Origin of the sequence: Sphingomonas naasensis (genome assembly GCF_004792695.1) — a bacterium.
Taxonomy (GTDB): domain Bacteria; phylum Pseudomonadota; class Alphaproteobacteria; order Sphingomonadales; family Sphingomonadaceae; genus Sphingomonas; species Sphingomonas naasensis.
In genome coordinates this window covers 111010-134338 of the sequence record NZ_SRXU01000001.1, presented here as the reverse complement: position 1 = coordinate 134338, position 23329 = coordinate 111010, and the positions used below count along the sequence as shown (strand labels likewise).

Annotated in this window: 31 protein-coding genes and 2 pseudogenes; 13 read left to right on the top strand and 20 right to left on the bottom strand. The window is 65.9% G+C overall.

All coding sequences use genetic code 11. The features are described 5' to 3' along the window. Positions 1-81: 81 nt before the first annotated feature. The 3 genes from E5A74_RS00730 to E5A74_RS00720 are packed head-to-tail and all read right to left on the bottom strand — an operon-like array spanning position 82 to position 1225. On the bottom strand, positions 82-351 hold the full coding sequence (locus E5A74_RS00730; protein WP_135981852.1) for a hypothetical protein: 270 nt from the start codon (positions 349-351) through the stop codon (positions 82-84). Continuing rightward, a complete protein-coding gene (locus E5A74_RS00725; protein WP_135981850.1) occupies positions 348-821 on the bottom strand; it encodes a lysozyme in 474 nt (157 codons plus the stop codon). Before E5A74_RS00725 ends, E5A74_RS00730 begins: the two co-directional genes overlap by 4 nt. Further along, complete coding sequence (locus E5A74_RS00720; RefSeq protein WP_135981848.1) at positions 818-1225, bottom strand: hypothetical protein; 408 nt, start codon at positions 1223-1225, stop codon at positions 818-820. The genes E5A74_RS00725 and E5A74_RS00720 overlap by 4 nt, the downstream gene beginning before the upstream one ends. 41 nt (positions 1226-1266) lie before the next feature. Between E5A74_RS00720 and E5A74_RS21395 the strand changes: the two are divergent. Next, positions 1267-2982: pseudogene (locus tag E5A74_RS21395) on the top strand (glycosyltransferase); the annotation flags it as partial. A gap of 96 nt (positions 2983-3078) precedes the next feature. Here the strand turns inward: E5A74_RS21395 and E5A74_RS21170 are convergent. From E5A74_RS21170 to E5A74_RS00635, 17 genes and pseudogenes are all read right to left on the bottom strand, one after another. After that, entirely contained in the window at positions 3079-4920 is a 1842-nt protein-coding gene (locus E5A74_RS21170; RefSeq protein ID WP_240699585.1) for a right-handed parallel beta-helix repeat-containing protein, read from the bottom strand. A gap of 103 nt (positions 4921-5023) precedes the next feature. Beyond that, complete coding sequence (locus E5A74_RS00705) at positions 5024-6010, bottom strand: ubiquitin-activating E1 FCCH domain-containing protein (RefSeq protein ID WP_166745551.1); 987 nt, start codon at positions 6008-6010, stop codon at positions 5024-5026. Continuing rightward, the gene (locus E5A74_RS20725; RefSeq protein ID WP_166745550.1) at positions 6010-6618 is read right to left on the bottom strand and encodes a phage connector family protein; all 609 of its coding nucleotides are present in this window, start codon (positions 6616-6618) and stop codon (positions 6010-6012) included. The genes E5A74_RS00705 and E5A74_RS20725 overlap by 1 nt, the downstream gene beginning before the upstream one ends. Positions 6619-6699: 81 nt before the next feature. Then, positions 6700-7890, bottom strand: a complete 1191-nt coding sequence (locus E5A74_RS00700; RefSeq protein ID WP_135981840.1) for a hypothetical protein — start codon at positions 7888-7890, stop codon at positions 6700-6702. 108 nt (positions 7891-7998) lie between these two features. Then, complete coding sequence (locus E5A74_RS00695) at positions 7999-8586, bottom strand: hypothetical protein (RefSeq protein ID WP_135981839.1); 588 nt, start codon at positions 8584-8586, stop codon at positions 7999-8001. A gap of 12 nt (positions 8587-8598) precedes the next feature. Continuing rightward, positions 8599-9051 carry a Bbp16 family capsid cement protein gene (locus E5A74_RS00690; protein WP_135981837.1) on the bottom strand — a complete coding sequence of 151 codons (453 nt, stop codon included), beginning with the start codon at positions 9049-9051 and terminating at the stop codon, positions 8599-8601. Positions 9052-9065: 14 nt separating this feature from the next. Beyond that, a complete protein-coding gene (locus tag E5A74_RS00685) occupies positions 9066-10100 on the bottom strand; it encodes a major capsid protein (RefSeq protein WP_135981835.1) in 1035 nt (344 codons plus the stop codon). A 15-nt stretch (positions 10101-10115) separates the two neighbouring features. After that, entirely contained in the window at positions 10116-10907 is a 792-nt protein-coding gene (locus E5A74_RS00680; protein ID WP_135981833.1) for a hypothetical protein, read from the bottom strand. Beyond that, positions 10873-11172 (bottom strand): Bbp19 family protein, encoded by a 300-nt coding sequence (locus E5A74_RS00675; protein WP_135981831.1) that lies wholly within the window; start codon positions 11170-11172, stop codon positions 10873-10875. Before E5A74_RS00675 ends, E5A74_RS00680 begins: the two co-directional genes overlap by 35 nt. Beyond that, positions 11169-12781: pseudogene (locus E5A74_RS00665) on the bottom strand (portal protein). Before E5A74_RS00665 ends, E5A74_RS00675 begins: the two are co-directional and overlap by 4 nt. A gap of 135 nt (positions 12782-12916) precedes the next feature. Then, positions 12917-13081 carry a hypothetical protein gene (locus tag E5A74_RS20720; RefSeq protein WP_166745549.1) on the bottom strand — a complete coding sequence of 55 codons (165 nt, stop codon included), beginning with the start codon at positions 13079-13081 and terminating at the stop codon, positions 12917-12919. A 92-nt stretch (positions 13082-13173) separates the two neighbouring features. Continuing rightward, positions 13174-13401 carry a hypothetical protein gene (locus E5A74_RS00660; RefSeq protein WP_135981827.1) on the bottom strand — a complete coding sequence of 76 codons (228 nt, stop codon included), beginning with the start codon at positions 13399-13401 and terminating at the stop codon, positions 13174-13176. Next, complete coding sequence (locus E5A74_RS00655) at positions 13401-14918, bottom strand: terminase (RefSeq protein ID WP_135981825.1); 1518 nt, start codon at positions 14916-14918, stop codon at positions 13401-13403. The genes E5A74_RS00660 and E5A74_RS00655 overlap by 1 nt, the downstream gene beginning before the upstream one ends. A gap of 1 nt (position 14919) precedes the next feature. Continuing rightward, a complete protein-coding gene (locus tag E5A74_RS00650; protein WP_135981823.1) occupies positions 14920-15417 on the bottom strand; it encodes a terminase small subunit in 498 nt (165 codons plus the stop codon). After that, positions 15414-15845 (bottom strand): helix-turn-helix domain-containing protein, encoded by a 432-nt coding sequence (locus E5A74_RS20715; RefSeq protein WP_166745548.1) that lies wholly within the window; start codon positions 15843-15845, stop codon positions 15414-15416. Before E5A74_RS20715 ends, E5A74_RS00650 begins: the two co-directional genes overlap by 4 nt. Before the next feature lie 5 nt (positions 15846-15850). Beyond that, on the bottom strand, positions 15851-16594 hold the full coding sequence (locus tag E5A74_RS00640) for a DUF1376 domain-containing protein (protein WP_135981819.1): 744 nt from the start codon (positions 16592-16594) through the stop codon (positions 15851-15853). Continuing rightward, positions 16594-17379 (bottom strand): replicative DNA helicase, encoded by a 786-nt coding sequence (locus tag E5A74_RS00635; protein ID WP_240699653.1) that lies wholly within the window; start codon positions 17377-17379, stop codon positions 16594-16596. Before E5A74_RS00635 ends, E5A74_RS00640 begins: the two co-directional genes overlap by 1 nt. Between E5A74_RS00635 and E5A74_RS21165 the strand changes: the two genes are divergently transcribed. The 12 genes from E5A74_RS21165 (at position 17356) to E5A74_RS00585 (ending at position 23245) form a co-directional block, all read left to right on the top strand. Beyond that, a complete protein-coding gene (locus tag E5A74_RS21165; protein ID WP_240699666.1) occupies positions 17356-17748 on the top strand; it encodes a hypothetical protein in 393 nt (130 codons plus the stop codon). The genes E5A74_RS00635 and E5A74_RS21165 overlap by 24 nt on opposite strands. A 10-nt stretch (positions 17749-17758) precedes the next feature. Next, positions 17759-18160 carry a hypothetical protein gene (locus E5A74_RS00630; protein ID WP_135981815.1) on the top strand — a complete coding sequence of 134 codons (402 nt, stop codon included), beginning with the start codon at positions 17759-17761 and terminating at the stop codon, positions 18158-18160. Further along, positions 18160-18954: a hypothetical protein gene (locus E5A74_RS00625; RefSeq protein WP_135981812.1), complete on the top strand. Its 795-nt coding sequence runs from the start codon at positions 18160-18162 to the stop codon at positions 18952-18954. Before E5A74_RS00630 ends, E5A74_RS00625 begins: the two co-directional genes overlap by 1 nt. Further along, positions 18954-19166, top strand: coding sequence for a hypothetical protein (locus E5A74_RS00620; RefSeq protein ID WP_135981810.1), 213 nt, complete (start codon positions 18954-18956; stop codon positions 19164-19166). Before E5A74_RS00625 ends, E5A74_RS00620 begins: the two co-directional genes overlap by 1 nt. Before the next feature lie 11 nt (positions 19167-19177). Further along, complete coding sequence (locus tag E5A74_RS00615; RefSeq protein WP_135981808.1) at positions 19178-19480, top strand: hypothetical protein; 303 nt, start codon at positions 19178-19180, stop codon at positions 19478-19480. A gap of 12 nt (positions 19481-19492) precedes the next feature. After that, positions 19493-20668: a recombinase RecT gene (locus E5A74_RS00610; protein ID WP_135981806.1), complete on the top strand. Its 1176-nt coding sequence runs from the start codon at positions 19493-19495 to the stop codon at positions 20666-20668. Positions 20669-20739: 71 nt separating this feature from the next. Continuing rightward, complete coding sequence (locus tag E5A74_RS20705; RefSeq protein WP_166745545.1) at positions 20740-20997, top strand: hypothetical protein; 258 nt, start codon at positions 20740-20742, stop codon at positions 20995-20997. Then, entirely contained in the window at positions 20994-21500 is a 507-nt protein-coding gene (locus E5A74_RS00605; protein WP_166745544.1) for a DUF5131 family protein, read from the top strand. The genes E5A74_RS20705 and E5A74_RS00605 overlap by 4 nt, the downstream gene beginning before the upstream one ends. Next, positions 21497-21703, top strand: a complete 207-nt coding sequence (locus E5A74_RS00600; RefSeq protein ID WP_135981802.1) for a hypothetical protein — start codon at positions 21497-21499, stop codon at positions 21701-21703. The genes E5A74_RS00605 and E5A74_RS00600 overlap by 4 nt, the downstream gene beginning before the upstream one ends. Next, positions 21700-22305, top strand: a complete 606-nt coding sequence (locus tag E5A74_RS00595; RefSeq protein ID WP_135981800.1) for a hypothetical protein — start codon at positions 21700-21702, stop codon at positions 22303-22305. Before E5A74_RS00600 ends, E5A74_RS00595 begins: the two co-directional genes overlap by 4 nt. Then, complete coding sequence (locus E5A74_RS00590) at positions 22305-22730, top strand: hypothetical protein (protein WP_135981798.1); 426 nt, start codon at positions 22305-22307, stop codon at positions 22728-22730. The genes E5A74_RS00595 and E5A74_RS00590 overlap by 1 nt, the downstream gene beginning before the upstream one ends. Next, positions 22727-23245, top strand: coding sequence for a hypothetical protein (locus E5A74_RS00585; RefSeq protein ID WP_135981796.1), 519 nt, complete (start codon positions 22727-22729; stop codon positions 23243-23245). The genes E5A74_RS00590 and E5A74_RS00585 overlap by 4 nt, the downstream gene beginning before the upstream one ends. Positions 23246-23329 lie beyond the last annotated feature (84 nt).

Sequence of the window (23329 nt, the reverse complement as noted above, 5' to 3'; positions counted from 1 at the left end):
AGGCCCTTCGCCGATTGATCCACCACCAGCCAAGCAGGATCAGGATCGCGCCCAACCCGCAGAGCAGGCGCGCGAAGCGGGTCATTCCTCAGCCTTCGCGGTCTCGCCGGGCTTGAGCACGACGTCGGGCGGCGGCGGAGCCGAATTGGCCGCGGCGATGTCCAGCGCCTTGCCGACCTGCTCGCGGACCGTGTTGCTGCTCGAGCTCGACCCGAGATAATATCCCCACGCGCCCGCGAAGGCTGCGATAAGCGCGCCCTTCATCGTGTCGTCGGGGCTGTGCACATAAGCTGCTGCGAACCCGAGGATCACCGTATAGGCGATGACGAAGCGGGGATCGCGGAACGTCATGCCGGCAGCTCGTACAGCGCGCGCTCGGCCGCCCGGCGCTTCGTCAGCCCCGGCAGCACGCGACCCGCGGCCTTGTTCCATCTTGCGAACTGCGCCGCGGCCCCCTCGAAGTTCCCGGCCCGGTGCAGCCGCAGCAACGTCGAGCTCGCGAAGTTGCCGAGCCCGATATTGTAGGCGAGGCTGACCATCGCGTCGAACTGGCCCGGTTTCGTCGGATCGTCACCGAGCAGTGCGTCGACCTTCGCCGCGAACCGGTGCACGTCAGCCTCGAATCGCTCGTCGGCCTGCGCCTGCGTCCAGACAGTGCCGCGCCTGATGTCCGGGCCGGTGCTGCCCCAACCGATCGTCCAGGGATCGCCACCGGTGCCGGGATCGGGATAGGCGTCGAGCCGGCCGTCGGCGCGCCGCTTCGCGCATCCCTCGAATTGCTGGATCAGGGCGCGGCCCTTGGGTCCGATGCGGCGGGTCATACGCGCCTCTCGAGTTCGTCACGTGCCAACGCAATCTCGGCGCGGTCCGTCATCAGCCGAAGGTCGAGAGGGAACGCGGCCGAGAGCATCTGCTCGGCTTGCGCCAGCGCAGGGTTCGTCGGGTCGACCTTGATCAGCGCCGCGGCGACGTGGTGGAAGGCGAAGCGCAACGCCTCGTTCTGAAGCTCGACCTTGTCCAGTCGAGCCTCAACCTTCTCGCGAATTTTTTGCCATTCGCGATCTACCCGCTCGTCTTGCGCGTCGAGCAGCGCCTGCCGCTTGTCCAGCCGGCCGGTCAGCCATTGGACCAACCACCGCAGCGCGAAGAAGCCGCCCCCGACGCCTGAGCCGGTGGCGGCTGCGGTGACCGCTTCGTCGAGGATGCCGGGGTCGCTCACCGGCATTTTCTCTTGGTCGCGAGTCCGGGGGATGATAGCTTGCGCGAGTGAACGCCCATTCGCCCCAGCAGCGAATACTTGCCGGCTCGCAGCTGGCAGCCTTTTCGCACCGTGCCTTCGTAAGTGAGCAGGTGGCCGACTTCCTCGCCATCTGTCCCGTTTCGGGCGGCGTTGTTGTCGATCTCGGTGGCGGCTGCGGGCATTTCGGCTCGGCACTTGCCGGCCAGCGCCCCGATATTACTCCGCGCGTGGTTGATCTCGATCAGGATGCTATCGCGTGTTGCGCCGCTGCTGGGGTCGAGGCCGAGCATGCGGATGCCATCACTTACCGGCCGCGAGGAGACGAGACGGCGGCTTGCTTCAACCTCGTCCTGCACCACCTTGTGGGAGCGGATGAGGCCGCGACCCGTCAGCTTCAGCTGTCTGCGCTGCGAAACTGGGCGCCGACACATACCCCGGTGTTCGTCAACGAGTACGCCTACGATTCGTGGTTCGGAGACACCTCTGCGCGGCTGATCTACGCCATTACCAGCAGCCCGAAACTGTCCAGCCTGTGCGCCTTCATCGGCAAGTTCTGCCCGTCGCTTCGCGCGAATACGCTCGGCGTCGGCGTGCGCTTCCGATCGCGCAAGGGGTGGGAGGAGCTTTTCCGCGAGGCCGGGTTCCGCGTTCAGTCGGTTCGCAAGGGATACCGCGAGGAAGTGAGCCTCCTGCGCCGGCTGCTGCTGATCCGATCGGTGCGCCGGGTGAGTTTTACCTTGGTGGGTAAGAAGCAGCGGCTGCTGCTGGTCAACGAGAGCCTCGGAGGCGGCGGCGCGGAGCGGCAACTGTGCCACCTTGCCAACGAACTGACGGAGCGCGGTCATGCCGTGGCGGTCGCCACATGGGCGTCCCCGGAAGTCGCTGACTGTTACGAATTGCTTCCGGGTATCGCCCGCTTCCATCTGCGCCGGCACGAACTGCACGGGGGCAAGATCCGTCGGGCGCTGACCATGGGTCGATCCTGGCTCCGGCTCCTGTCGTTGATCCGTCGCGAGAAACCCGAGACGATCATCAGCTTTTCGGATGTATCCAACATCATGTGCGTGGCGGCGGCCAAGCTTATGGGCTTGCCGGCGATCGTCTCGATCCGAAACAACCCTGACGCGTGGATGAAGCCGCATTGGCACTCTCCGGCGATTTGGGCTTACCGTCGAGCGGCTGTCGTGGTGCAGACAGGGGCGGTCGCCGATTGGTGCCGGGCGCGGGACATCAACGTCGTGTCCGTCATTCCGAACATGATCCACCGCGTTCCCGAGTTGACCAAGCCACGCGAGCGCCTGATCGTGGCTGTCGGCTCGCTCCAGCACCGCAAGGGGCATGATCTGCTCATCCGTGCCTTTGCCAAGGCTGATGCACTCAACCCCGGTTGGCGCCTTGCCCTCCTCGGGCAGGGCCCAGAACTCGACCCCCTTCGGCAACTCGCGAACGAGCTTGGCGTCGGCGATCGCGTCGAGTTCCGCGGCTTCGTGGTCAACGTGCATGAGGCGATGGCTCGCGCCTCCATCTTCGCACTTCCGTCCCGCTTCGAGGGACTCCCGAATGCGTTGCTCGAGGCGATGGCGCTCGGCCTGCCGTGTGTTGCTGCCGATTGTGACTATGGCCCCCGCAGCGTGATCACTGACGGCCATGACGGCATGCTTGTCCCGGTGGGAGATATTGGAGCGCTCGGCGACGCTTTGGCGCAGCTGATGGGCGATCCTGCCAAGCGCGCGCATCTCGCCGGCAATGCGCCCAACGTGCGTTGCCGCTTTCATGCAAACCGCATCACAGCGAGGTGGCGGGAGGCTATCGCGGGTCAACGGGGCGGCCTGACGCACTCAAGCGATCCTCTGCATGATCACGGAGCCGTTGCGGTACTTGCTACCAATGGTGACGCCGGCGGCCGCCGCCGCCGCGTCGTCAACGGCGTTGGTGAGCGCAATGCCGGAGTTCTCGCCAACCACTAGATTCGTTGCGCTCGTCGTGACCAATTTGGACGTGAATGTCGCATTCAGCTTGTTTTTCTCCACCGTCGCCTTGTCGGTGCTGGTGAGATTGATGCCCGCGGCGATGGTCGGGGAGGTCGTCAGGTTCTCGATCGTGTTGCCAACGACCTGAATGTTGGTCGAGCCTGTCAGGTCGAACCCGTATTTGGTTTCGTGAACCTCGTTGTCCTTGATGCAGAGCCCTACGACGTAATTCGCAAAGATCGGGTTGTTCAGGAAAACGGTAGATGACCCGTCTCCGGCAATCACGTTGTTCTTGATCGTGACCCTGCCGGTATAGCTGCTGCCGCCGGAGAAACCGAAGACCTCGATCCCGAAGCCGATCGGGTTACGGATGCGGTTGGACTGAATTACCAGATCAGTGACGTTGTTCGCATTGAAGCGCCGGGCAAAGATTGCGGCGCCACCGTTGCCGCCATAGGTGTACGCGGTGTCGCATTCGATCGAGTTGCCAGTGACCACAGCGCCCGTCGAGCCAAAGAGATAGGCAAGCAGGATCGTGCTGTAGAGCGGGCTCGATCCCTCACCGCAATTCTTGATCCGATTGGCGTTGATCGTGGGAGTAGCGGCGCCGTCAGCATAGACGCCCCCGCCGCGGAAATTCTCGACAAGATTGCCTTCGACAAGGATGCCGGTCGTCCCCGGGACCGAAATACCGACATCGCTCGTGAGGGCGCCGGTGGTGCGCCCTTTGCACACGCAACCGATGATCGCCGAGCTCTCGTTGAGCAGATTGATCGTCACCCCGCCTTGGGCAACGGCATCGCCCTGGGTCTGCTCGACAGTGCAGCCGATAATCAAATTGTGGTGATAGGTGCCGGTATAGTACCCACCCTCGAAATCGAAGGCGAAGCCGGCCGTGCGATAATTGGTGTTCCGCGCCGTGCAGCCGGTGATGATGTTCAGGGAAATATCCGAAGTTTCATCAGCCATCGGGGAGAAGGCTGCGGCCGTGTCGCCCATGTCCTCGAAGGTGCAATTGCTGACGATGCAGTGCCGCACCGGGGCGAGGTTCTGGAACAGGGCGCCGCTGAGCCCGATACGGTAGAAATCGCAGCCCGAGACAACCCACCGCGACCCGCCGCGCATCTGGATTCCATAGCCCTTGATGTTCTTGAAGCGCGACTGCACGACGCGCACGCCGTCTGCAGTCCGTGCGAAGACGCCGAAGGTAGACGAGCCGGCAGGCCATGCGCCGGTCATGGATCCCGGGAACTCGTCTCCATCCACGTTAACCTGCAGCGTGTTGTTGCCGTCGCAGGTGAAAAAGATGACGTCGTTCGCGGCCGGCGCTCGCTTCGCCCAAGCTCCCCCTTCCATGAAGATGTTCACACCGTCAGGCAGAGGCCGGAGCGAGGTGTCCCCGTGGCTGGAGACGATGATCTCGGAGTTGTCGACGAGATAGATCCCCGGCGGGAAATACAGGGTGTCCCCGCTAGAGCAGGCAGCGATCGCCCGGTTGATCGCCTGCGTGTCGACCGTCGTCCCATCGCCGGTCGCGCCGAACTGGCTGGTCGGGCTCTCCGGGCGGAAGGTCACCGCGCAGTCCAGATAGCAGCTGTCCTCGACCTGATCCCATGTGGCGCTCGAAAGGCGCTCGAGGAATCGCCGCTCGACCCCGTTGATCGTGCGCAGGACGAGCAGATAGACGCGGGTCTCGCCGCCCTCTTTCACGGCACAGACGTCCTCGACCGTTCCATCGGTCTCGCATAGTCGATCTCGCGGAGCTCGACGGCGTTGTAGGGCGAGCCGACCTTGTAGATGCGTGCAACGCTCATCAGGGCGCTTCCGGCTTGAGGTTGTGGGAAAGGACGCCGTTCGAAACATAGGTCTGGGCGCCAGCGATGCTGATCCTGACCACCTCGTCGACGCCGTCGCGGGCGCCAAGCGTCTCGATCTTCCGCCACGCGCCGTCGATCCAGAGCCGGTGACCCTTCGACGCGCGGATAACCCGGCCGTCGATTTCGGCGCTCCAGACGGCTCGCTTTACCCGTGCGGCCGCAACGACCCGGTAATCTCCCCATTCGAGCGTCACTGCATGTCGGGTGCGGACGAGCTCGCCGACAACGACGCGCCGCGCGGACTTCTCCGTGCCGTCCGCCATCAGGATCATCGTGTCCGCAGCGACGCAATAAAGACCACCCCCAAGGCCGCCATCGCCAACGCCGCCGACATCCGGATCGGGCGGGGGGGCGACCGGATCGGGCACCACGGGGGGCGGTGCAGGGGGCTCGGGTGCCTCGGTACGGATGATGCCGCCGGCATCCCCGGTGAACACGCCGAATTGCCTCCCGTCCACCGCAACGGAGAAGTGATCGTCGTCGATCACAGTCACCGTCAGGACGCGCCCGTTCAACTCGATCATGCCGGCGACGTCGCGGAAAAACACCTCGTCACCGTCGGACAGGCCGTGGAAGCTGGCGGTGATCACCACCGGGTTGGCGTTGGTCGCCGCCTCGACGGTCAAAGCCTGCTCGAGCACCATGCCGCCAAGAGCCGCGAGCCGCATGTTCCCCTGACCAAGCAGCATCGCATAGGACGCTTCATAGGCCCCCTCGAACGGGATGATCCGCTTCGCCCCGTCGCGGACCTCATAGACGAGCCGCGAGCCCGGGCGCTTGGTCAGGCCGCCATATTTGAGGATCAGGACATTCTTCGCCTCGCGGACGCCAGCGCTGTACGGCGCGATGTCGTGGCGGCCCCAGAGTTCCTTCGACAGGATGCCCTTGGAGAAGTTGAACTGCCCCGCGCGCGGCCCGGACATCAGATCAGCCCCAGACGCGCCAGCTGAACCTCGGGGACGAAATCGCGCACCGTCTCGCGGTCGCGGTTCATGTCGTCGGCCTTGGCGCGTTCGCGGGCGATCTCCGCCATGCGGATCAACTCGAGCTGGCGGGCGCGATCCTTCTTCACCGGCATGACGATGCGGGTGGCGAGCTCCAGCGCGAGGGCGCGGGCGAACTTCGGCGTGAAGCTCGCCTCCGACGGGGTAGTCGTGGTGTGGTCGAGGATCGCGCCGTCCTGGTTGGTGTAAAGGCGGCCGCCCTCGATACGGTAGGGCACCATCGTCTCGAAGCCGCGCATCGCCCCGAACCAGCTGAACGCGCGGAAGGTGGACACGTCCGCCGCAGATACGGGCAGAATATGGCTCGGCTTCGCCAGATTGGTCGGCAGGTCGTAGGCGTAATCCCATTCCTGCGCGCGGTCGTTGGTGACCAAGGCAAGGGTGGTGCGCACATTCGCGAAATCGTAGGCGTGATCGTCGAGGAGGAGTTCGAGCGCGGGCTGGTATTGATCCCGGCACGCCTCGGCCTCGATGCTCGTCTCGTCGATCGTATCGATGCGGGCCGACGGAAGCTCACCGATCGCCATGTTCCAGATCTGAAGGCGGGAGAGGGCCATGGCGTCCGGTCTAACGATGCCGCCGCGATGAGGGGCGATGATGCACAGGCACTACACCGCGACCGCGACCCGATAGTTCGTGCCGTTTAAGTTGATCGTTGCTGTGTGGGTCGGCGTGAACGTCCCGGCGACCGGCGTCTGATCGATGCGGAGGGAGTCGCAGCGCAGCGAGCCCTGAACGTCGACCGCGGCACCAAAGGTTGCGCCGCCGGTAGTGTCGAAAACCAACGCTGTGGTCAGCGCGGGCACGCCGAGGCGCAGCGTGTTGGAACCGAGCGACTGGATCGCGGCGTAGCCGGCGCCCCAGGTGATACGGCCATTCGAGAAGGTCGAGCCCCAATCGCAAACATTGCCGGCGGTGAAATTGAACGCCCCCACCGACCCCGAGGTGAGCCCGGAAAAAGTGCCCCCGGTGATCGCAACGCCATTCGCATTCTGCGTTGCCATCGTGCCGAGACCGAGATTACCGCGCGCCGTCGCGGCGCTGGTGACATCGGATAGGTTGTTGGCCGATAGCAGCGCCCCGGCGAGATTATGCTCCTGCGCCCACCACGACGTCCCCACGGCCGCCTGCGTTCCGCCGACGTTGTCGGCCTTGGCGATCACGGTATCGCCGACATCGACGCTGATTCCCGACGCGCCACCGATCTTCCCGGCGACCGACACCACATAGGCGTCACCCTTCGACGCCGCGGGATAGTTGGGGTTGGCCGAGCAATCGATGTCGCCCTTGAGATCGATCAGCCCGGTCGTGGCGAGCGAGACCAGCGCGGCGACGAAAGCCGTTGTCGCGAGCTGCGTCGAGTTCGTGCCCGGCGCGGCCGTTGGCGCTGTGGGCGTGCCGGTCAGCGCCGGAGACGCGAGCGGCGCCTTGAGGGCGAGCGCCGCAGCCAAGCCGCTGATGTCGGATATTCCAGCATTGAGCGAGACGGTGAGCGTCCCCGCGCCATCGTTGTAGCTGACCGAAATGCCGGCGCCGGCGGCGACCATTGCGCCGACCAGATCCTGCACGGCTTCCGCCAGGTCCGAAATGGTGGCGGAAAGCTGCGCCCCGGTGTGATTGCCGCGTGACCGGTAGAAAGTCCCGTCCTGCCCCTGCAAGGTCGCAGCGTCGTCGGCGGTGCCGCCACTCGGCGCGCCGTTCACGTCATAGGGGATGGTCTGGCCGCGCCTCTCCGCGCCGCGCGCCTCCGCCGTTTGATATCGGCTGTTGCCCTGACCTCTGGTTAGCGGACCGCCCATCGCTTCGAACTAGCGCGGCCGCAGCGATGGAGTGCGCCGACGCACAGGGTGCCCAAACGAAACGGGGCGACCGAAGCCGCCCCGTCCAACAATCGTCGATAGCAGCGATCAGGCGTCGTTGCGCTTCGCCTCGATCGCTTCGCGGATCTCGTCGTTGGTGGCGCCTTCGGCCACCTCGACCTTCTCCGCTGCGGCGATCTCGAGCAGCTGCGCCTTGTTCTTGCCGCCCAGCGCGACCGGCTCCTGTGGCATCGAGCCGCCCGGTTTGCCGTCGCCGTCGCCGTCGAACAGGCTCACGTCCCCGACCTCGGCTGCCGGACCGACAACCACCTCGACCGCCGCGGGTGCATCGGCGGGGGCGGGGCGGATGAAAGTGTTGTTGTGCTCGACCGTGCCGGGCGGAAGCGTCTGGGGACGCAGCCCGTTGCCCGGCGCGACCGGCGCCATGGCGGCCTGCTGGGCACCGGTGTTGGCCTCGGTCGCATCGGCGACGTTCGCACCGAAACGCGGCTCGCCGTCCCCGGCTTCTTCGGCTTCCCGATTGGCGAGAGCGGCGCGCAGCTGCTCGACGGTCATCTGACCGATGGGCGTGGATGCTGCGGGCAGCGCCTCGCCCTTGGCGTCGACATCGACGGTCTCGCCCGGATAGACGAGCCGGCCGCCGATGAACGACTTCTTGGTGACGATCTTTTCCATGTCAGCGTTCCCTTAGAAGCCGTGGCTCTCGGCGTTCGGGCGCGACGCCTGCGGCGTCTCGGTCCCGACGACGAGGCCGGCGGTGATCGCACCGGCGCCGTAAGCACCGGTCGCCGAGGTGTAGCGGAAGCCAAGATAGGCCTGCGTCACCTCGGGCAGCGGAATGTCGAGCAGGCGCCTGCCGGCAGCGACGTTGACGTTCGACGAGCCGTTGGCGATCGCCCCCGACGTGCCGATGACGGTCACGTTGGTGGTGAGCGCGGCGTTGTCGGCCTGGATCAGGTCGACGGTCAGCGCCGTGCCGGTGCCGCCGGTAAAGCTGGTCTCGACCTGCGCGAAGGCGCGAAGGTTGCGCGACCGGCTCTGCCCGCTGAGCCCGCTCATGAGGATCGAATCCGTCGACACCAGTGGCGTCGAAGTGACGGTCTGCTTCTCGGATGCGAGAAGTTCCTTGTCGGTGTTCATCGTTCCTGTCTCCCTTAGACGACGCGGGCTTCGTCGACGTTCAGGGCGTCGACTGCGCGGATGGGGATGCCGTCGAACGTGGTGACCTTGCGGCCCCCGATCGTGTCGAAGCCGAGCATTGAGCGGCCGGTGCGGGCATCGCTGAGCGCTTGCTGGCGAAGCATGGCCGTGATGGTGCGCGGGAAGTAGAAGGCCGCGTTCGGGCCGATCGCCTGAATGCGCTCGACCATTTGGACCATCAGCATCTCGAGGTCGGCGCCTGTCGAGCGGTTCGCCTTGAGATCCGAGAAGTCGATGTTCGCCGCGCGGACCGCGTGACGGTGATCCTTCACGGAGAGCCCGCTGTCCCACTGGAAATAGTCCGAGAAGGCGAGATAGTTGTTGCCGTTCTCGTCGGCGACCAGATCGCCAATCGGGTAGCCGTCCGGGCCTTCGCGCAGGTTGGTCGTCGCATCCATGTGGAGCAGGCCGGCCTTGCTGCCCTTGGGATAGATTCCGGTGATCGTCTCCGGATCCCAATTGATCAGCCAGCCCGAGCGGTTGTCGGTGCCCGAGCCGCCGGCGTCGAGGATATAGTCCTGCGTCGGGCCGCTCAGGCTGTTGTAGCGCGGCGCGAGTCCGGTGAACTCCTTCGATTCATAGAAGGAATTGCCGTAGAACAGCGTTTCGGCGAACTCCTCGTTCATCGCATCGAAGAACGGCTTGGCGAAGTTCATGCGGGCCTTGGCAGGGTTACCGCCGAGGATCGCGAGGCTGCGGTCCATCTGCGACGTCGCCGCCAGCTGCGCCGCGGCCTCGTCGAACGAGCCGACGGTGCCCTTCGAACGCGGCACGCCCTGGTTGTACCGACGCCATGCAACGCCCGGCTTACCGGTGCGAACCCACGTGCGGTCGCCGGTCAGAAGGTTGCCTTCCTTCCAGCTGATATCATCGAGGATCGGGTTATCCTTGGTGAGGATCTCCGCGACCGTGCCCTGCGCCTCGCCCGCCTCGCCATAGGTGGCGGTGACGTCGATCAGCGTGGCGAGGGCTCCATTGCGTGCTGCCATTTGCTGCTCCCTTCGTTACGTCTTCGGCTGAAATTCTTGCCCGTAGAGCTTCTGCTCGGGGGCCTTCGGGACGACAGCCACGTCGCCGCGTTCGAAGCTTCCTTCCGCCAGATCGCGGCCCACGCCGGCGACGAAGCGGATCAAATCGGGATGGTTGCCGAGGCCGGACTCGTCGAGAAACAGGCGGAGGCCCTCGCCCTTCTTGAGCCCGTAGTGGTCGAATGCGCGCGCCGCGGCCGCGACCGTCGCGTCCTTGTTCGCACCGCCGATATCGCGATCCGCAGCGAACGCGTCGGCCCATTCGCGACGCTGGTTTGCTGCCTGCTGCTGCAGGCCGACCTGCTGCTGGGCGACAATCCGCTCGGCGAACTTCGCCGCGGCCGGCATCAGCTTTTGCGCCTGATCGTTGGAGAGGTTGAGCTCGCGGAAGATCGGCTCGGCCTCGGCAAGGCTCTCCGCGTCGAGCGTGAAGCCCTCGGGCGCGGTCAGCTCATATTTCTCAGGCGGTCCCGGATCAGCGCCTTTATCGCTGCTCTCTCCGCCTTCGCCCTTGTCCGCCTCGCCTTTTTCCCCTTCACCGCCCTCGCCAGCGCCGCCGAGAACGGAAGCGTCGTCATCCCCTGCGCCCACCGCGTTGCCATCGGTCTTGCCCTCCGCCGCGCTGTCGGTGGCATCGGCGTCGCCCGCAGCATTGCCGGCGCCGGCGTCGTGACCTTCGGGCGAACGCATGAAGCGGCCCATGGCGCGCTCAAGCGGCGTCATGCGCAGGCGGTCAGCGTTCAACGGATTCGTCCTGGGGATCTGCATCGGGGGTCTCCTTGGGGGTGGCTTCGCTGAGAATGGCGACGAGCACGTGCTCGATCGTGGCGCCACGCGGCAGACCGGCTGCCGCTTCGCGAAGGATGTCCAACCCCAGAGACCTGCGCCCTTCACGAGAGAGAAGGGTTTGTTCGGCTCCGGCAGTTGGTATCCAAATACCTGCAGCATTGGCGAGGCGCAACAGAAATCTGCGAAACGGCGCAGATGCCATCAGCACCCGCATGTCGAGTTCGTGTTGAGAGGCACGGCTCATCCGACGAGCCTTTCGAGCAGCGAGCCCGAGCCGGTGTCCGCCTCGGACAGCAGGCGCGCCGCATCGGCCCCGTCTTTCGCGGCCGGCATCATCGCCGCCATCTGCTCGGCCTGTTGCTGCTGCGCACGGGACTGGCGGATCGCGTCCCGGACCTTGGGGTCGCGCAGACCGGTCGCGGGTGCGCCGCTGCGATCCCAATAGTCCTTGACGATCGCGTCGGTATCGAGGTTGTCCGCCGCCTCGGGGAACGACGCTGCGAGATTGCCGACGAACGACACCGCGCGCTCGGTCTGGCCGATGCCGAGCATGCGCTGGGCCTGCGTCAGTACCGACACGAAGTCGGTCTTGATCTCTGCCCCTGCAACTCCTCGGGCGGCTCGGGCAGGAGGTTGAGCAAGTCGCCGCGCGCCGCGAGGATGCCGCCGACCCGATCGTTCGCGACCTCGAGCAGTTCGCCGTTGGCGCGGTCGGTCACCGGGCCAAGCTGGGTCAATTGCTCCTCGTGCCTCCGCGCAAGCTCCTCGATGTTGCGCGGCTGGACCCCTTCCATGGTGGTGATCGCCATGAACAGGTCGACATAGGCCATGCGGTCGACGGCCTGCTGGCGGCGCAAAAGCTTGGCCTCGACCGCGCTCACCGCTTGATAGCCGATCTCGTAGACCGGTTTGATGCCCACGCTCATGTCGGCGGCTGCGACGGTGGTGTGGTTGCCGGGCAGCATGCCGACGCGATCGATCGCGGGAGGCCCCCAGGTCGGCGGCTTGACCAGCATGTCCTCGGCCTCGCCGCTGCGCTTGCCCGAGAGCTGGAGCGCGCGGAGGTCGGGAAGGGCGACCTTGCCGCGGCCCGTACCCCATATCTCGCCTGCGATCGTCTCCCAGCGCGGCGCCATGAACGGCTGATCGCGATAGCCCTCGATGCAGAGGAACTTCTTCTTGTCCTCCTCGGATTCGAGCCATTTGATCGATCGAAACGGCATGCCGACCTTGCCGAGCTTCCCCGGCACATAGGCCGGGTTCGGCTCGATCAAGTGCCGGACGACGAAGCGATGATCGTAATTGCCCTTGTCCCATGCCTCCTTGACGCGGAACGGCACGCGCTCCCAGTGCAGCACCGCGCTGTCGAAGCGATCGGCGACATAGTTCTCGACGATCTGGCGAGTGTCGAAGCTGAAGCTCCGGCACAGGGAGTCGGGGCGCAGGTCGCGGCCGACGGCGATGCCGTATTCACCGACGGTCAGCGGGTGGCAAACGAACTTTGGCGATGCTGCGTCGTGTTGCTGGATCACCACCGCGCCGGTGCCGAAGCCGCTCATCTCGCGATAGCAGGAGAGCATGGCCTCGTAGAAGTTCGACGAGCCGAGCGCCGAATTGACGAGCTGGTCGTAGGCATCTAGCCAGACCTGCACCGGATGGTATTCCATCAGGTCCTCGTCCTCGAGCTTCGACTTGCGCCACGGCCGCGACCGGGAGGACAGTCCCGAGAGCATGCCGTTGGCGAGGATATCGAACGAGCGGATTGCGTGGCCGTCGTGAAGCCGCGTGTTGGCGGTGGCGTTGCGCTGTTTCTGCTTATGCAGCTCGACCAGCTGGCGCGAGCGTTGTGGCATGCAGAGCCCGGCGATCTCGTACCATTCGGCAGCGAGATCGCTCGCCGGCATCATCGACTTGTACCGCCGCTCACTATGCTCGCGCAGCTTGTCGTCGTCGGTGCGCCGCAGGGTCAGGGTGCCGGCTGTCGCCACTCAGACGCCCGTGACGTTCGTCGTGGTGGCAGCGCCGGCGTTCGGCGCGAACATCGCAGCGGCATAGCCACGGCGCCGGCGGTCCTTGTCCACCATGCGCAGCGTCGGGTCAGTCGAGGGCTGTTTCGCCGCCTGCCGCTCCGGGATCGGGGCGGGGTCTGGCATCTTTGGAGCGCCGAGGCACATGCGGATCACCTGCTGTTTGCAGGTGCGGGCTTAAGGCGCGCGCGCGGGATCAGGCGGCGCGGTGCACAGGGTCATCGGAACTCGGCGTAGCGGTCCCGGTCCGGCGGCTGGTAGCGGTGACCGCGGGCCTGCGCGGTGCAAGCATCGGCGAGTTGCTGCAGCACGACCTCGCCGTGCGCCTGATACTCCGCGATCGGGACGCAGACGCAGCCCTCGCGGCCGTCCGGGATGCGAAAGTCGGCGCACACAACGGGCTCGCCAGCGTCGATCGTCTCGCGGATGTTGGTGAGGCGGGGCATTACTGGATCTCCGCGAACCGGTCATAGTGGGTGTGCGTGTCGATATAGCTCGCCGGGTCGCGCGCCGCGATCACACGCGGCGCAACGGGGGCGGCGAAGGTCAGGCCGAGCGCGTCGAGGTTGTCGGGCGAAGGCAGGCCGCGCGCCTTCATGTGGGCCTTTTTCTCGAGCAAGATCGATGTCTCGCCATCGCTGTAGCTGTATTCCGGGCCGGTCAGATCGTCCTCGATCTCCTGCTCGTCGGGGATGCAGCCGCCGCGCTTCAGCCAGGCACGGACGCTCACCGCCATCTCCGAGCGCTTGTTGGCCGTCTTGACGTGGACACCGTTCTCCCACTCGACCGTGCCGCCGGGGCCACCGAAGTTAACCTCGATCACTGGTATGCGGCCCTTGAGCAGCTGGCGCAGGCGATCGACGACGGCCCCACCGATATTGCCGACGTCGACGAAGATCACGTCGGGCTTCCACCTCTCGGCTTCGAGGACGATGTCGCCGGCGACGGTCATGCTGTCCATGTGGTGCCAGCGCTTCCATGGGATGGTGCGCGCGTCACGGCCGCGGCGGATCGCGAGCACGGAACTGTCATCGCCGAAGCGCGCGCAGTCGACACCGAAGATGATCGGATCGCTCACCAGCCCGGGCGGGACAGGGCGGGTTCGGGCCTCCTGCGCGAGATCGGTGCCGATGAACTGCATCGACGAGGCGCTCGGGAACATGCCGCGGACGCGGACCTTCACGATGTCGCTGTTCTCGCCATAGGTGCTGACGAGCTCGTCCAGATAGGCCTTGTTGGTGCCTTCAACGGTGCGGCTGTCGATCTGCTTGGTCGACCAGATATGCCGATGCTTGCCGAACGCGCCGCGGAACGCGCCGGTGTTCTTGGTGGGGTTGCCGAACGCGAGCCAGATGATCTCGGTGTCCTCGTCGGTGAGCGCGCCTTGGGCAACCTCCCAGACCATGTCGTCGATGCCGCTGGCCTCGTCGAAAATCAGGATGATCCTGCGGTGGAGATTGTGCAGGCCCGCGAACGCCTCGGTGTTGTTCGCCGACCACGTGACGGCATCGGCGCGCCACGCACGGTCATGCCCCGGTTGGGTGCTGATCAGCGCTGTCGCCGTCGGCCTGAACCAGTCCCGCGTGATGGCGAGATCGTTCCATTTCGTCACCTCGGGCCACGTCTTGTTGCGCAGCTGGGTCTCGGTGTTGGCAGTCGTGACGACGCGCGTGTCGGCGCAGGTATCGAGCCCCCATTTCGTGATAATCGACACGAGGCCGGATTTACCGATGCCGTGGCCCGAGGCTCGCGCGATGCGAAGCGGCTGGAACCGTGTCGCCGGGTTTTGCAGATGCTCGCCGATCTCCTGCAGCGTCTCGGCCTGCCACGTTCTCGGGCCGATGGAATTGACCAGCGACGTGCCGTCCCGACCCCACGGGAATACACGCTGCGCATAGCCCAGCGGGTCATGCCGAAAGGTCGCGATCTTGCGCACCAGCGCCAGTTCCTGCTCGGGCAGCATCTCAGGCCTTGAGGAACGCGTCGAGCTCGGCGGCCCGGTCGACGCTCAGGTTAACCTCGACGCGGTCCTTGAACGCCTGCACGTCGACGTGGCGGCCGATCAACTCGAGACGACGCGAGCGATCGACCAGGCGCAACTTCGTGACCTTCACCTTCCCTTTGGCGTCGGTCGTGGTTTCGATCCCCGCAACCAGCCCCTGCCGCCAGATGAGCGGCCATTCCCTGATCGGGCGGATATTGCCCTTCGCGTCGTAGAGTTCGGCGGCGTCGGCACCGGTCTCGTCAGCGAGCCGCGCGAGCAGCCAGTCGGCATCGATCCTTGTGCGCTCGGCCCGTTCACGCCGCGCGGTGGAGATGGCGAGGGCCACCGGAGTTTTCCGGAGGAGTTGCCTTCCGATGTCCTCGGCGGTGCGCTCGCTGTACCCGGCGCGGATCGCGGCCTGCGTGGCGTTCAGGTCGATCAGGTATTCGTCGACGAACCTTTCCTGCTTCGGCGTCAAAGCTCCATCTCCGCTTGGTCGTGCCGCGTGACAGGCGCCGGCGCTCCGGTCCTGCCGCGGATCCTTTCGCACAAGGCGCGGAATTCCATGTCCGCAAGCCAGATCACTTTCGTCTCCTCGATGCTGCGCTGGACCACCGAATGATCGCGGTTGATCGCCCGCCCGATCTCGGGAAGGCTGGCGTTGGTGTGCAGCTTCGCGACCCAGATGACGGCGCGGCGCAGGCGCAGCGTCTCCTCGTCGAACGCCTCGCTGCGGATCAGCCGGATCGTCTCGAAGTCGTTCTCGGCGACGGCGAAGAGCAGCTTGCACACCGCGAGGACCTGTGCGCGCCGCTCCCCGGAGCAATCGCCGGCGGCATGCCGGGCGAGCGCCTCGGGGGACGTGTAGGGCTGCATCAGCGCGGAGAGGCGGGGCGCGTCGGCCATGGCGATCAATGCTCGCTTCCCACGGCGCGGAGCCGTTGGTTCTCGCGCTGCCACTCCGCCGCGTAATCCCGAACTCCACCGTCGAGATATCGGAAACCGGACACGGTGCGGCCTCGAGCCTGCTCTCGGGCCGCGATCTGCTTTGCCCCCTCGACGATGTGCCAGTCGAAATGCAGCCCGTCGGCGATCCAGGTGCGCATCTGGTCGCGGTCTGCCGGACCAATCGGCCTGGTCAGGCTGATGATCTCGGCGATTTGGCGGCATCGTTGCTCAAGTTCGGATGGTGGATCGCTCGGGCGCGCGCGCGCTACTTCTCTCTTATCTGGTATCTGGTATCTGGTATGGCTTGAGCCCGGCTTAAGCCCGGCTTGCTCGCTTTCGTTGTTTTCATTGGCATTTTTCGTATTGTCGGCGCGAGTTCGTCCGCCGCTCGATCCGTTTTCAGCGTGTTTTCGGCTCGTTTTCAGCTGATTTTCGATCTCTTTTTCGGCTCGGGAATTGGTGATTTCGCCTGCTTCGGTCAGGCGGATTTTGCCCTTTGCAATGAGGTCGTCGCGCAGCGTGCGCCACTTCCGGACCGAGCAACCCATATAGCCGGCAAGCAGGCGCTCGTTATCCTGAACAGGCCCGCCACGATCATAGATCAGGTCGAGGATGGTCTGGTAGGCGCCGCGCTCCTCCAGAGTCAGCGACATGAAGCCGGCGAGAGCGTCGCTGTGATATCGCTTATGATAATGCTGGGCGCCCATCAGCGTCCCCAATCGCTGGAACGGACCGCCTGATACGGCGCGAGGAATTGGCACGAGGCATCGCCGGTCGCGCCGTTGCGGCGCTTGGCGCAGATTAGGGTGAGGCGCCCCGCCGCGGCCGATTTCGCCGCGTCGTGCGCGTCTTCCTGCCCGGGCTTGGGCTTGACCTTCTGGAGATAATACTCCTCGCGATACAGGAAGAGCACCGCATCGGCGTCCTGCTCGATCTGGCCACTGTCGCGAAGGTCGGAGAGTTGCGGCCGCTTGTCTTCGCGGGACTCGACCGCGCGGCTGAGCTGGGCGAGCGCGATCACGCACACTTCCAGATCCTTCGCCAGCGCCTTCAGGCCCTTGCTGATCTGCGACACGGATTCGTATGCCGACATGCGCGGGTCGTCCGGGTGGAGCAGCTGCAGATAATCGACCACCACCGCCTTGAGGGTCTGGCCCTTGGCGGCCATGCGGCGCTTGGTCCGGCGAATGGCGAGCGTCAGTCTGGCCAGTGTCGCAGAAGCAAAATCCTCGATCTCGAGCGGCCAGGACGACACGGCCTTCTCGGCAGCACGCATGGTCTCGAACTCGTCGTCGGTCACCGTCCCTTCGACGATCGACCGGAACGGAATCCACCGTCCCCGACCCCGACATGCAAGGTCCGAGACCATGCGCATTCCGAGTTCCTCGCTGCGCATTTCAAGGCTGGCGAACATGACGCCTTCGCCGTTGCGCGCGAGACCAAGCGCAGTGGAGCAGGGGAGGGGCGAGTGACCCGCTCCGGCCTGATCTATTCCGAGCGCCGCGCACCGGTGCAGGCGGAGGGCTTCGACCCGGACACGCCGGTCGCGGGCTTCTACCGCACGAAGCTCCGCAGCGGCGGGGTCTATGTCGGCGTCCGCGTCTGGCATGGTGCGCCCCTCGATCCGGTGACCGGCGAGGAAATGGACCGGTCGCCGCGCTGGCAGGCCCACGTCAACGGCTCCTACGTCGATCTGCCGCGTGTCTGGCCCGGCTGTGCCGACGAACCGATCAGCGAGGCGGATTACCGCCACTACTGCCGCCTCCAGCAATGGGGCGAGCAGCACGCGCCGGAGAGCGCGCTCGCGGACCCGACGCGCCGGATCGACCTGCTTTCCCCCAATCATCCGATGCCTTTTTGAGGAGAATGTCATGTTGAAGGTCAGGCAAATTGATCTCGGCACCGAGCGCTATGGCGACGGGTACGAATGCACCGTCACCTTTCAGGTTGGCGACCACGTCTACAACACCGTCAAGGTGAAGCTCATCCCGGAGGCAACCCGCGAGATCGTCGACAACATCGTCGAGCACGCCGTCGAGATGCTGAAGATCACCACCGATAGCGTTCCGGTAGCTGGTGAGCAGGTGATCCTGCCGTTGATCGACGAATCTCCGGCGCCCGAATTCGCCGAGGTCGACGAGCCCACCGGGTTGGGCCCCGACGTCGACACGCTCGCCCCGACCGAGGCCGACTTCATCCCCGCCGACGTGCTGCGCGAGAGCGGCTCCGATCTCGGCGACCCCGATGAATTCAAGCCCGAGGAGACATTCTAATGGCCACCGCCAGCATCTTCCACGACGTCGCGCCTTGGCCCGAAGCCAAGGCCGATCCGAACCCGCGCGCCGTGATCGGAGGCAACGTGCCGCCGCTTGAGGAGCGCATCCACGCCGAGTTCCGGGATGCGCTGCTCAGCGAGCGCGCCGACTTCATGACGCTGCTCGACCAGTTGCTCGGCAAGGCGAACCCGGACCCGGAGAAGCCCGAGGATTTCGGGTCGGTGCACCGCGCCAAGTGCGACAACGACGAGACGCTCGGCCGCTGTGGCGAGCTGGTGAAGCGGCTGCGCGCCTGCGAGGGGCTGGTCAGCGCCGTGCACGTCACGGTGAAGAAGCCGTACCTCGATGCCGGCCGCGCAGTCGACGCCGAGAAGAACGCGCTCACGGCTCGCATCGGCGCCGGCCGGGCGCGGGTGCAAGGCCTGATGGACGACTACGCCAACGAGCAGTTGCGGCTGCGGCGCGAGCGCGAAGCCGAGGAAGCGGCGCAGCGGGCGAAGCTGGAGCAGCTGGCGCGCGAGAACAACGTCGAGGCCGCGCTGCCGCCTGCAGCCCCCGCGCCGGTCCGCTCGGCGCCGGTTCGCTCCGATGGCGGCGCCACCGTCTCGCTCGGCACCGAGCATGTCGCGACCGTCACCGACTACGCCAAGGCGTTCAAGAAGGTGAAGGACGACGCGAAGGTCCGGGAGGCGATCGACGCCGCGATCCAGCGCGTGGTCAAGGCCGCGAAGGGCAAGATCGAGATCCCCGGCGTCGATATCGCCGAGCGCGCCAAGACGAGTGCGCGGTGATGGAAGACCCGCCCTTCTGGCTCGTCTGGTGCCCGAGCGGCGACCACGCGCCGCGCTTCAAGCACGGCAGCGTATCGTCTGCCGAGCGTGAGGCAGAGCGCCTCGCCGACCTGCATCCCGGCCGCGAATTCTACGTGGTGCAGCCGACCTACCACGTCGTTTCGCAGCGCCGTCTTACCCAGCGCTTTTCAACCGACGGGATTCCCTTCTGATGGAGACGATCATGACCAATCCGACCCTGTTCGTGGCCTGCAAGTTCCGGCCCGAGGATTCCCGCTCCTACACCTACGAATGGACCGGCGAGCCGCTCGCGCCCGGCGACATGGTCAAGGTGCCCGACAAGAGCGGGGACGGCTGGAAGGCTGTGACCGTCGCGTCCGTAACCGACGAAGCGCCGCCCTTCGCCTGCAAGCCGATCCTCGGGCGGTACAACCCCGACGAGGTGCCCGAGCCCGCTGGTGAGCTGCGCGATGTCTTCGATGCGCTCAACGTCGAGGTCCCCCTCGAAGACCGCCACCCCTTCTAAGGAGCCAATACCATGGCAACCCAAGCACTCGCGACCCGCGAGAACACCGCCGTCACCGAATATGACCGCCTGCGCAACGGCCTCGAGCGCCGCGCCAACGACTTCAAGATGGCGCTGCCGGCGCATATCACGCCGGAGAAGTTTCAGCGCACCGTCATGACCGCGGCGCAGAGCAACCCGGACTTGCTGCGTGCCGACCGGGGCAGCCTGATCACCTCGTGCATGAAGGCGGCGCAGGACGGCTTGCTCCCCGACGGGCGCGAGGCTGCGATCGTCACCTTCAACACGAAGAAGCAGATCGACGGCCAATGGCAGACCGTCACGCTGGCGCAGTACATGCCGATGGTGTTCGGCCTGCGGAAGAAGATCCTGCAGTCCGGTGAGATCAGCGCGATCGAAACGAACGTCGTGTATCGGCGCGAGGTCGAGGAGGGCTTCTTCGTATTCGAGGCCGGCACCGAGGCGATGCTGCGTCACAAGCCGATGCTCGACCTGACCGACGAGGACCTTCACGACGACAATATCGTCGCGGCCTACTCAGTCGCCAGCATGAAGGACGGCACCAAGTCGTTCGAGGTGATGCGCCGCGCCGAGATCAACAAAGTCCGGCAGGCAAGCCAGACGGGCAAGATCGGCGGGAAGTATCCTCCCAAGGGCCCGTGGGTCGACTGGTTCGCCGAGATGGCGCGCAAGACCGTGATGCGCCGGCACAGCAAGACCCTGCCGATGTCGGGCGATTTGCTCGACGTCGAGGCGCGCGACGAAGAGATCGCGGCCCGCTCGACCGCGGCGCTGCTCGGCTCCACCGCGGCGGACGCGCCCCGTCTGGTGCCGCCGAGCCGCGAGGAGCAGGCAATCGCCGAGGGCGCAGACCCCGCGACCGGCGAACTGCCCGACGAGGAGGACGAGGACGTCGCCAGGGCCGCCGATAATGAAGCGCTCGCACACCGCGAGGGCCGCGACGACTCCGACATGGGCGAGGCCCACAACGGGACCGACCCCGACCACCCGTTCCGCGCCACCGCCGACGACCTGATCGCGCGCGCCGGCAAGGTCGAGCTGCTCGCGGATCTGAACAAGATCATCGGCGAGATGCACCCGCACCGCGAGGCGGCGCCGGAGGAGATGGTCGGCGAGGTCGATACCGCGATCGAGGCTGCGCGCACGCGGCTGACCGCGAAGAAATGACCTTCCCCCGGGCGGCGACCGGCACCCTCGGGTCCGCAGCCGGCGCCGACCACCCATTCAAGGATTTCGTGATGGCAACCCGCCCCGACAACACATGGTTCGACCTCGCCCGCCCGGTGCTCAACCGCCTCGATGGCGACTGGCGCGACGAAGCCGAGACGATCCGCGGTATCGCGTTCCCCGGCGTGCGCGTCTGCGGCGCCGAACGCCTCGGCTTTGTCGAGCGGCGCCGGCACTGGCTGACGCGGCGGACGCAGATCCGGTTGACCCCGGCGGCGCTGGGTTCGGCGCGGGTGAATGCCGAGCGCGGGCAGGGAGCCGCACGATGACCGAGAGCAAAATCGAATGGACCGATCGCAGCGACTGGAATCCGGTGCGCGGCTGCACGCGCGTCTCGCCAGGCTGCGGAGGACCCGGACCGCACGGCGGCTGCTACGCCGAGGTGATCGCGGGACGCTTCTCTGATCCCGGGCAAGCGTTCCATGGGTTCGCGCAGCGGACCAGCGCAGGCGGTCGCTGGACCGGACGCGTCGAGCTGATGCACGAACGTCTGACGCTGCCGCTTGGCTGGCGCAAGCCGTCGGTCATTTTCGCGAACAGCACCAGTGACTTCTTTCACGAGAACCTAAGCCTGCTCGACGTTGCGCAGATTTTCGGCGTCGCGATCGCGGCGCATCATCTGCGCGGCCAGCCGACGCACTGGTTCAACGAGTTCGGGCGCCTCTACGCGATCGGCGACCCTGCGGCTACCGGTGCCGGCGTGAAGCGGTACGGCAAGTCCGCCGCCGGCCGGCTCCTCGACGGCGTCCAGCACGACGGAGTTCCGGCATGACCGAGATCCACCGGCAATATGACGCCGACGGCTTCCGTCGCATCCGCCCCTCCGAACGCAGCCCCGGCCTGGTCGAGCTCCGGCTCCCGAACGGCCGCTGTGTCGCCTGCGTCGGGTTCGGCGCCCGGGTCGAGCGCGCGGTCGCCGCGAAGGCGAAGGCCCTGCCGCCGCTTCCTGTAGTCGAAGAGGAGACCGCAGCATGACGGCCCCGCAGACCCCCTCCGGGGCGTTGGATGGGCAGGTTACCAAGCCGGCCTGCGATATCGTGGCTGAACTTCGCACGTTCGCCATGAACATGCGGAGGGACGATAGCGACGCCCGGTCCGATGATCTGCGCTTCTATTATGAGGGCATCGAAGGATTTGCTGACCTTCTCGACGCCGCCCTCGCCGAGCGCCCCGCCATGCAGATGCCGGAGAGGGAGGATGCAGCCGAGATTTGGCGGCAGGCGTATATCGCGGTCTATGGTTGCGAGCCGACCCACCCCAAAGAGGCATATCAGGCCGCTTACGATGTAATAGCCGCCGCCCTTCATCCGCCGGCAAGCGTTGCGGAAGTGGAGGGGTGGCAGACGGCGGTGCGTGAGGCAATGGAGCGCGCCTTGTTGATGGTCGCGCCCAGTAAGCAGGGCGGCCACAGCGAGGAGGGCATGGCGATCGCCGAAGCGCTCGGCGTCCCGTTCCCGCTGTCGATGGACACCTTGCGCCCAGAGGCGATCAAGCGCGGCTTCATGCCCTACGATCTGTGGCCGTGGCTCAAGGTGTCCGATGAAGCCACCCCCATGCCTTCCGGGGAGAAAGGGTGATGGACAACTTTCGTTTCGACATGATCTGCGAGGGCGACAAGACGCTCGCCGCAGCGCTCACGCTCGCATTCCACGGACATTCAAAAGGCGCGGTGGGATACGTAATCCGACCGGCGCACGAGAAGTTCGTCCACGAGCAATACGAGCACCTGAATAAGCCAAAGCGGCCTGATCGCCTGATCTTCCTCTGGTCGAACTATGAGAAGGTGGACGGCTTCGTTGCCTTCCCGTTCGACATGGACCCCGCTGGCTGCGCCGACTTCGCCGCTCGCTGGCTGGCGAAGGTCGATTATGGCCGGGAGCCGGATCACGACGGCGACAACGAAAAAGGTTGGCGCGTCTACAACGAGGCATGGGGCCACGTTGAGGACATACGATCGGCGATCATCGCTATCGCGCCCGCGTGGGCGATGTACGGGAAATGACGGCCATGACCAATCCCGAAGCGGTCGAAGCGCTGGTGGAGCGGCTGGGCGAGTTGCTGGCGAAGGCGACGCCGGGGCCTTGGTATCATCGTCAAGCCGGCCTCATCGACGGTCAGGGCTATCCGCGCGATTGGGTTGCCGACGCGCCTTTAGGGGAGGCGCACTCCAAGATCATCGTGCAGAAGCATTCGTTTTATGGGGGTGCAGACGATTATGCCCTCATCACCGAAGCCGTCAACGCGCTCCCCACGCTCCTCGCCGCGCTGTCCTCTGCGCCCGTGGTGGGGAAGCTTGATCCTGCGACGATCGAGGCGTGCGCGATGGTGGCAGCCGACTTCTATCGCGGCCACGGCAAGACCTTTCGCACTCCGCGTGCCTATGCCTACGAACACGCCGGCAAGGCGATAGCAAGCGCAATTCGCAGGGAGCTCGCAGCCTCCACACCCAAAGATACCGGAGAGAGGGGTGCAGCATCCCTGCCTTCTCCCCGGAATGAGGGGGAGGGGCCGCCCTGAGTTTCCAGCCGGCGATCAGGCTCCCGCCGGCGGAGAGCCCAACCTCAGAAGGGCGCGACCCGACCAGTCGCAACGGAGGTGGCA